Origin of the sequence: Rhodovulum sp. PH10 (assembly GCF_000293785.1) — a bacterium.
In the GTDB taxonomy this organism is placed as follows: Bacteria; Pseudomonadota; Alphaproteobacteria; order Rhizobiales; family Xanthobacteraceae; genus Rhodoplanes.
In genome coordinates, this window is the sequence record NZ_AKZI01000071.1 from 1 (window position 1) to 8582 (window position 8582).

At 69.2% G+C, this 8582-nt stretch carries 6 protein-coding genes and 1 pseudogene; 5 read left to right on the forward strand and 2 right to left on the reverse strand.

The features are described 5' to 3' along the window. Together A33M_RS12735 and A33M_RS22415 are read right to left on the reverse strand one after the other, a co-directional pair. Window positions 1-2221, reverse strand: a 2221-nt coding sequence (locus tag A33M_RS12735) for a transglycosylase domain-containing protein (RefSeq protein ID WP_052027039.1), incomplete at its 3' end; no start/stop codon positions are given. 210 nt (window positions 2222-2431) lie between these two features. After that, the gene (locus A33M_RS22415; protein ID WP_008387671.1) at window positions 2432-2740 is read right to left on the reverse strand and encodes a hypothetical protein; all 309 of its coding nucleotides are present in this window, start codon (window positions 2738-2740) and stop codon (window positions 2432-2434) included. Window positions 2741-3073: 333 nt separating this feature from the next. On the opposite strand from A33M_RS22415, the gene A33M_RS22420 reads away from it, so the two are divergent. From A33M_RS22420 to A33M_RS24950, 5 genes and pseudogenes are all read left to right on the forward strand, one after another. Then, window positions 3074-3634: a hypothetical protein gene (locus A33M_RS22420; RefSeq protein WP_008387673.1), complete on the forward strand. Its 561-nt coding sequence runs from the start codon at window positions 3074-3076 to the stop codon at window positions 3632-3634. 185 nt (window positions 3635-3819) lie between these two features. Beyond that, window positions 3820-5469 carry a fumarate hydratase gene (locus A33M_RS12750; protein ID WP_008387675.1) on the forward strand — a complete coding sequence of 550 codons (1650 nt, stop codon included), beginning with the start codon at window positions 3820-3822 and terminating at the stop codon, window positions 5467-5469. Between the two features lie 366 nt (window positions 5470-5835). Further along, window positions 5836-6774: a GGDEF domain-containing protein gene (locus tag A33M_RS12755; RefSeq protein WP_052027040.1), complete on the forward strand. Its 939-nt coding sequence runs from the start codon at window positions 5836-5838 to the stop codon at window positions 6772-6774. Window positions 6775-6906: 132 nt separating this feature from the next. Further along, the gene (locus A33M_RS12760) at window positions 6907-8241 is read left to right on the forward strand and encodes a UDP-glucose dehydrogenase family protein (RefSeq protein WP_040620468.1); all 1335 of its coding nucleotides are present in this window, start codon (window positions 6907-6909) and stop codon (window positions 8239-8241) included. Window positions 8242-8333: 92 nt separating this feature from the next. Beyond that, window positions 8334-8582 (forward strand): annotated as a pseudogene (locus tag A33M_RS24950) (hypothetical protein); the annotation flags it as partial.

Sequence of the window (8582 nt, forward strand, 5' to 3'; positions counted from 1 at the left end):
TCGTGGCCGCGGTCTCGCCGGAGGGCTCGGCGCCGGCGCGCGGCGGCGGGGCGGCGGCGGGCGTGCCGCTGCCGGTCGAGGCGGCGGCCGGGGGCGCGGCGAGCGCCTCCTCCATCAGCTTCTCGATCCGGGTGAGCGACTGGGCGCCCTTGCTGGTGAGCATCACCGGGCGCGGCACGTCGGCCTTCTCGGCCACCTGCGGGCCGATCTCGGCCGGGTTCGGCGCCACGCCCGGGATGTTCTTCAGCTCGATGCCCTGATGGGCGAACTGCATCACGTCGTGCCACACCATCGCCGGCACCGAGCCGCCGGTCATCCGGTTGAGCGGCGAGTAGTCGTCGTTGCCGAACCACACGCCGCACACGAAGTTGCCGGTGTAGCCGACGAACCAGGCGTCGCGATAGGCGTTGGTGGTGCCGGTCTTGCCGGCCGACTTGATGCCGTCGAGCAGCGCGCGGCGGGCGGTGCCTTCCTCGACCACCTTGTTCATCATGAAGGCCATCTCGGAGGCGACCTTCTCCGGCATCACCCGGCGCGGTTTTGGCCCGTCACGGTCGAACCGCCAGATCGTCTCGCCGGTGCCGGTGCGCACCTCCAGGATGGCGTGCGGCGTCACCGCCACGCCGCCGTTCGGGAAGGTGGCGTAGGCGACGGTGTGGTTCAGCACGTGCACCTCGTCGGCGCCGATCGGCAGCGAGGGCGTGTCGGGGAGCGGCGTGTCGACGCCCATCGCCTTGGCGAGCTTGACGATCTTTGCGCGGCCGGCCTTCGCGTTGCCGTTGCCGGCGAAGATCGACAGCTTCACCGCCACGGTGTTGATCGAGTATTTGAGCGCGGTGACCAGCGGCATGGCACCGCGATAGCTGCCGCCATAATTCTTCGGGCACCAGTTGCCGAGGCAGACCGGCCCGTCGACCACCCGCGAGTTCGGCGTCATGCCTTCCAGCAGCGCGGTCGAGTAGACATAGGGCTTGAACGAGGAGCCCGGCTGGCGCAGCGCGTCGGTCGCCCGGTTGAACTGGCTCTCGCCGTAGTCGACGCCGCCGACCATCGCCCGCACCGCGCCGTCGGTGTCGGCCACCACGGTGGCCGCCTGCTTGGCGTGATAGGCCCGGCCGTACTGGCGGATCGCGTCGTCGATCGCCTTGTCGGTCGCCTTCTGGAGATTGGGATCGAGCGCGGTGCGCACCACGAAGGCGCGCTCGGTGATCGACTTCGGCAGCTTGTCGACCAGCTTGCGCATCTCGTCGAAGGCGTAGTCGAGATAGTAGTTGGGGGCGGCCTCGTCGCGCCGGTCGATCGACTTCGCCGGGTTGCGGCGGGCGCCGAACACCTGACCCTCGGTCATGAAGCCGGCCTCGACCAGGTTGTCGAGCACCACGTTTGCGCGGGCGCGGGCGGCCGGCAGGTTGATGTGCGGGGCGTACTTGGTCGGCGCCTTGAACAGGCCGGCGAGCATCGCCGCCTCGGCGAGCGTCACGTCGCGCGCCGACTTGCCGAAATAATACTGTGCCGCCGCGTCCACCCCGTAGGTGCCGCCGCCCATATAGGCGCGGTCGAGATAGAGCTTGAGGATCTCGTTCTTGGTCAGCCGCGACTCGAGCCACAGCGCGAGAAACGCCTCCTTGACCTTGCGCTCGAGGGTGCGCTCGTTCGACAGGAAGAGGTTTTTGGCGAGCTGCTGGCTGAGCGACGAGCCGCCCTGCACCACGCCGCCGGCCCGCGCATTGGTGACGAGGGCGCGCAGGGTGCCGGCGACGTCGATGCCGAAATGGTCGTAGAAGCGGCGGTCCTCGGTGGCGAGCACCGCCTTGATCAGGTGGTCGGGATAGTCCTCGAGCGGGATCGAGTCGTTGTGCTTGATGCCGCGCGAGCCGACCTCGTTGCCGTAGCGGTCGAGAAACACCACCGACAATTCCGACTTCTTCAGCCAGTCCTCGTCGGAGGTCTCCTGAAAGGCGGGAATGGCGAGCGCCAGCATCAGCACGCTGCCGAAGAAGCCGAGCGTCAGCGCCTCCGAGACCGGCTCGACCAGCACCCAGCGCCGCCAGCCGGCGACGTGGAAGCGGTCCATCACCACCACCCAGCGCTCGAACGCCTCGCGGCTCCAGCGGAACCCCTTGAACAGGCCGAAATCGAGCCGGGCGTCGAGATCGAGGAAAAAGCGCCGGATGCGCTCCAGCGGCGACACGCGCCGGTCGTGGTCCGAAGGGTCCTGCACGCCAGTTCCTCGCCGCTCGGCGCCCGCCGCCTCGCCTTCGCCGCCGTCCGGGACGCGCGCGACGGTCGGCTCTGCCGGATGTGCCGAACCGGAATCGGGTTTAGCCGAAGGCGCTCGGGTCGCCAATCTCCCCGGAGTCAGAAAGCGAACGAATTATGGGGGGAGTATGGCCGCGCCCGTGCGGCCGCACCCTGTGCGGGCGAGGGGCGCTCAGTAGCGGGTCCGCAGCGGCGGGCCGTACACCTGCCACTTGCGCGGATCGTAGCCGCGCGGAAACTCGCAGCGGAAGGCGATGTACTCGCCCCATTGGCGATGCACGCTGGTGATCCGGGCGACCTTGTTCCAGCGCGCGCAGCGATCGGCGGCGATCTGGCGATAGACCGGCTCGATCTCCGGCGCCCAGGCGATGATGCCGCCGGTGTCGTTGCTCTCGATCGGCGAGGTGAAGAAGGCGCCCGCGGCGGCGGGAACCGCCGTCAGCGGCAGGAGCGAGAGGGCGGCAAGAAGAACTCTGCGCATCGCAAGACCTCGACGGATGGGCACGAGAGAGCCGCCGCCGGCGGAGCGGCGGCCGCGAGCCGCCACGTTCCCACGTTCGGGGCGGGCGCCGCAACGCCCCGCCGGTGAATCGCCGGTCGCTGTCGCGCCGCGGCCACACCCGACGGTGGCCGAATGCCGGCGGTCCGCGCCGCCGCGGCGATCTCGCGCGTTCGTGATGCGGTCGTGAAGGCGAATTCGGAAACTATTCCAGTGGTAGGTGGTTGGCTCGCCCGGTGGCCGGTCGAACCGGCCGCCCCCGCCGATCGACCCACCGGTGCGACCTTTCGCCGACCTCTGTCGAGGAGTGACGTCATGGCTGTCCGAACCCTGCGGCCGCGCGGTGGCCTCGTATCGCTCGTGCTGGCCGGCGCCATCGCGGCCTTTGGCCTGCTGGCCGGCGGTGCCGCCGTCGCCCGCGAAAGCGACGGGTCCGCCAAGGACTTTCTCTCCGGCATCTACCGAACCTATGTCGGCAGCTCGACCGCCGCCGCGAAGGGCGTGCGGCTCGACTCGGCCGACGCCGTGCGGCGCTATTTCTCGCACGGCCTCGCCTCGGTGATCCTGGAGGACGGCCGCGACAAGCTCGCCCGCGGCGACGGGCCGGTGATCGGCAACGATCCGTTCGTCGGCCACGACGCCTGGGACATCGCCAAGCTCGCGATCGACGTGAAGAGCGTGGGCCCGGCCAAGGCGGTCGGCACCGTGAGCTTCGAGAATTTCGGCAAGCCCGAGACGGTGACGGTAGACCTCCTCAAGGTCGGCGACGACTGGCGGGTCGCCGAGATCACCTGGGGCCCGCTCAGCCTGCGCGGCCTCTACAAGACCAAGTGGCAGGCCGCCCGGACGCTCGCGAGCAGTGCACCGACGAAGTGAGGCCGGCGAAGCGCGGCCGGCGACCCGACGGCGGCCGTCGCATGACGCGAGCGACGGCCGAGGGCCGGCGGAACTCGGCAAGACCTCCGCTTGCCCTCCCCACTTGCCCTCCCCAGAAGCTTGCAATCGTTCTATAAGCCGGGAACCCCTGTCGAGCCGAACTCCTCGATCTCAGGAATCCCGCCATGAACGCGCCCGCGCAAATTCTTCCTCCGTTCCGCTACACGCCGCTCTTCCCGACCGCGGCGGACACCACGCCCTACCGCAAGATCACCGGTGAGGGCGTGCGCGTGGAGAAGGCGTTCGGCCGCGACTTCCTGGTGGTCGAGCCGGCGGCGCTGAAGGCGCTCGCGGAAGCCGCCTTCGTCGACATCAGCCACCTCTTGCGCCCGGCGCATCTGAAGCAGCTGCGCGCCATCCTGGAGGATCCGGAGGCCTCGGCGAACGACAAGTTCGTCGCCTACGACTTTCTCAAGAACGCCAACATCGCCGCCGGCGGCGTCCTGCCGATGTGCCAGGACACCGGCACGGTGATCGTTTCCGGCAAGAAGGGCCGCCGGGTGTGGACCGAGGGCGAGGACGAGGCGTCGCTCGCCGAGGGCGCCCGCGACGCCTACCTGAAGAAGAATCTGCGCTACTCGCAGCTCGCGCCGCTGTCGATGTTCGAGGAGAAGAACACGAGGAACAACCTGCCGGCGCAGATCGAGATCGCCGCCGACACCCACGGTGACGAGCTCGCCTACAAGTTCCTGTTCATCGCCAAGGGTGGCGGCTCGGCCAATAAATCGTTCCTCTATCAGGCGACGCCGTCGATCCTCACCCACGACCGCCTGCTCGCCTTCCTGAAGGAGAAGATCCTCACCCTCGGCACCGCGGCCTGCCCGCCCTATCACCTCGCGGTGGTGATCGGCGGCACCTCGGTCGAGCTGACCATGAAGACGGTGAAGTACGCCTCGGTAAAATATCTCGACGGGCTGCCGACCGAGGGCTCGGAGGACGGCCACGCCTTCCGCGATCTCGCGATGGAGGCGGAGATCCACAAGATGACGCAGGATCTCGGCGTCGGCGCGCAGTTCGGCGGAAAATACTTCTGCCACGACGTGCGGGTGGTGCGGCTGCCGCGCCACGGCGCCTCGCTGCCGATCGGCATCGGCGTCTCGTGCTCGGCCGACCGCCAGGCGCTCGGCAAGATCACGCCGGAGGGCGTCTTCCTCGAGGAGCTGGAGCACAATCCGGCGCAGTATCTGCCGGAGATCGACCTGCACAAGCTCGGCGGCAAGGTGGTGCGGATCGACCTGCGCAAGCCGATGCCGGAGATTCTCGCCGAGCTGACCGAGCATCCGATCAAGACGCTGTGCAAGCTGTCGGGGCCGATGATCGTCGCCCGCGACCTCGCCCACGCGAAGCTGCGCGAGCGGCTGGAGAGCGGGCAGGGTTTGCCGGACTACGTGAAGAACCACCCGATCTATTATGCCGGCCCGGCCAAGACGCCGGAGGGCTACGCCTCCGGCGCGTTCGGCCCGACCACCGCGGGACGGATGGATTCCTACGTCGCCGACTTCCAGGCGGCCGGCGGCTCGCTGATCACGGTCGCCAAGGGCAATCGCTCGCCGGCGGTGCGCGAGGCCTGCCAGAAATACGGCGGCTTCTATCTCGCCTCGATCGGCGGCGCCGCGGCGAACCTCGCCGAGCACTGCATCAAGAAGGTCGAGGTGCTGGAATATCCCGAGCTCGGGATGGAGGCGATCTGGCGCATCGAGGTGGAGGATTTTCCGGCCTTCATCGTCGTCGACGACAAGGGCAACGACTTCTTCAAGGAGCTGCATCTCGCCTGATATCGCGGGCTCTTTCGGAGCCGCGACGACGTCCGCGCGCCCGGATCACGACGTCCGGGTGCGGGTGCAGAGCGTTCTGTTCATCGTCGACAGTTCCTCGATTGTCCTCGAGCGCCGCGCGGGATGACCCCGTGCGCCCGTGTCGCTGGCGCATGGCGAACGGGTGGTATAAGAATGCGTCCGCGTGGGCATCTCTCGGTTGTCGAAATGAGAGAATTCATGCCGCGCGATTTCATTTGACGGGTTGTTATCGGCGCGGTTTGCAACGTGCAGAACGGCATTTCGACAGCGGGCGAACACGACCAGCGTGCGCGGGCGTTCGCCGTCGCACAAAGCGCGCTCGCGCGAATCGCCGAGACGGGGCTCTTGCCGGACCCGGCGACGTTCGAGGTGTGGTTCGTGCATCTGTCCGGCACCAATCTCGGCCTCAGCCGCGACCTCGAGACGCTGATCGCCAGTGGTGAGGTCTCGGTCGAGGGCGTGCGGGAGATCCACGACCGCCATCTGTCGCCGCAGCGCACCGCCCAGCGCCTCATCACGGTCGGCGAGAGCTTGCGCGAGGAGGCCCACCGGGTCGGCACGCTGATCGGCGCGGCGCACGAGAGCGCCGATACCTACGCCTTCGGGCTCGACGGCATGAGCCGCCGGCTCGGCGTGTTCGACGGCCATCAGACGCTGCAGAGCATCGTCTCCGAGCTGATCAAGTCGACCGACAACATCAAGCGCACCAACACCCGCCTGCAGGCGCAGCTGAAGAAGTCCGAGGCGCAGGTGCGCTCGCTGCAGCACAGCCTCGAGTTCGTGCAGGCCGAGAGCATCACCGATCCGGTGACCGCGGTGGGCAATCGCAAGCTGTTCGATCAGGCGCTCGGCCGGCTGATCGAGGCCTCGCACGAGAGCGGCACCGCACTGTCGCTGGCGATCGCCGACGTCGACCATTTCAAGGACTTCAACGACCGCTTCGGCCATCAGATCGGCGACGACGTGCTGCGCCTGGTCGGCACGGTGATCAAGCAGCACGTGCGTGGCGACGACCTGATCTGCCGCTACGGCGGCGACGAGTTCGCGATCTTGCTGCCGCGGGCGACGCTGCAGGACGCGCTGGCGATCGGCGAGGCCTTGCGCCGCGCGGTGTCCGAGAAGGGGCTGCTGCGCCGTTCGACCCAGCAAACGCTCGGCCGGGTCAGCGTGTCGGTCGGAGTCGCCGAGCACGCCCGCGGCGACGCCCCGGCGGCGCTGGTGCGGGCGGCCGACGCCTGCCTGCTCGCGGCCAAGCGCAAGGGTCGCAACTGCGTGGTCGGCTGAGGTTTTTCCCGCCGCCACGGTGAACGCCACCGGGGCGGTGCCCCATCCCGGAACCGCCTGCGCTTGTGGCGTTCACGCCGGTTTGTTAAGAGCCCGGCGAGCCGGCCGTCGGCGGGGAGCGGGGACGACACCATGCGCGTGGCAATGATCGGCACCGGCTATGTCGGGCTGGTATCGGGGGCGTGCTTCGCCGATTTCGGTCACACCGTCACCTGCGTCGACAAGGACGCCGGCAAGATCGCCGCGCTGCAGGCGGGCGAGATCCCGATCTACGAGCCGGGGCTCGACCAGCTGGTCGCGACCAACGTGCGCGAGAAGCGGCTCGACTTCACCACCGAGCTGGCCGGCCCCGTGGCCGAGGCGGAGGCGGTGTTCATCGCGGTCGGCACCCCCTCGCGGCGTGGCGACGGCCATGCCGACCTCTCCTACGTCCATGCCTGCGCCCGCGAGATCGCCGCGGCGCTCGACGGCTTCACCGTCGTCGTCACCAAGTCGACCGTGCCGGTCGGCACCGGCGACGAGGTCGAGCGCATCATCCGCGAGACGCGGCCGGACGCCGACTATGCGGTGGTGTCCAATCCCGAGTTCTTGCGCGAGGGCGCGGCGATCCGCGACTTCAAGCATCCCGACCGCATCGTCATCGGCACCGCCGACGAGCGCGCCAAGGCGGTGATGACCGAGCTCTACCGCCCGCTCTATCTCAACCAGGCGCCGCTGTTGTTCACCAAGCGCGGCACCGCCGAGCTGATCAAGTACGCGGCCAACGCCTTTCTCGCGACGAAGATCACCTTCATCAACGAGCTGGCGGATCTGTGCGAGAAGGTCGGCGGCGACGTCCAGGAGGTCGCCCGCGGCATCGGCCTCGACAACCGCATCGGCGCGAAATTCCTGCATGCCGGGCCGGGCTATGGCGGGTCGTGCTTCCCGAAGGACACGCTGGCGCTGATCAAGACCGCGCAGGATCACGAGGCGCCGCTCAGGATCGTCGAGACGGTGGTCGCGGTGAACGACCAGCGCAAGCGCGCGATGGCCCGCAAGGTCGCCCATGCGCTCGGCGGCAGCATCCGCGGTAAAACGATCGCGGTGCTCGGCCTCACCTTCAAGCCCAACACCGACGACATGCGCGATGCGCCGTCGATCCCGCTGGTGACCGCGTTCAACGACATGGGCGCGACGGTGCGAGCCTACGACCCCGCCGGCATGGAGCAGGCCAAGCGCGACCTCGACGGGCTGGTGACCTTCTGCGCCAACGCCTACGAATGCGCCGAGGCGGCGGACGCGCTGGTGATCGTCACCGAGTGGGAGCAGTTCCGCGCGCTCGATCTCGGCCGGCTGAAGGCGGTGATGCGGCGGCCGGTGGTGGTCGATCTGCGCAACGTCTACCGCGCCGACGAGATGGTGCGCGCCGGCTTCGCCTATTCGAGCATCGGCCGGGCGCCGGCCGATCCGGGTGACCCGGCCGAGTAGCGGGCGCGGTCGCGGCGACGTATCGTGGGCCGGCCGGAACCGCGGCCGCCCTCCGGCGGTTCGCAGACGACGGCCACCCGCACAGGCTCGCCATGTCGCGATCGCTCTCGTTCTCGTTTTCGCTCTCGTGCCGCTCCGCTCTCCTGCTGCTCGCCCTCGTCGTCGCGGCGGGGCAGGGGCGTGCGCAAACTTTTCCGACCGTCCCCGGCCCGACGCCTTCGCCCGGCGCGAGCGCGGTGCCGTCGCCGCCGGCGGTGGCGCCGGGGCCGGCCGCGATCGCGCCGGGACCGGCGGGTCCGGTGCCGTCCGGCGGCCAGGGGCCGATCGCCCCCGGCCCGGCG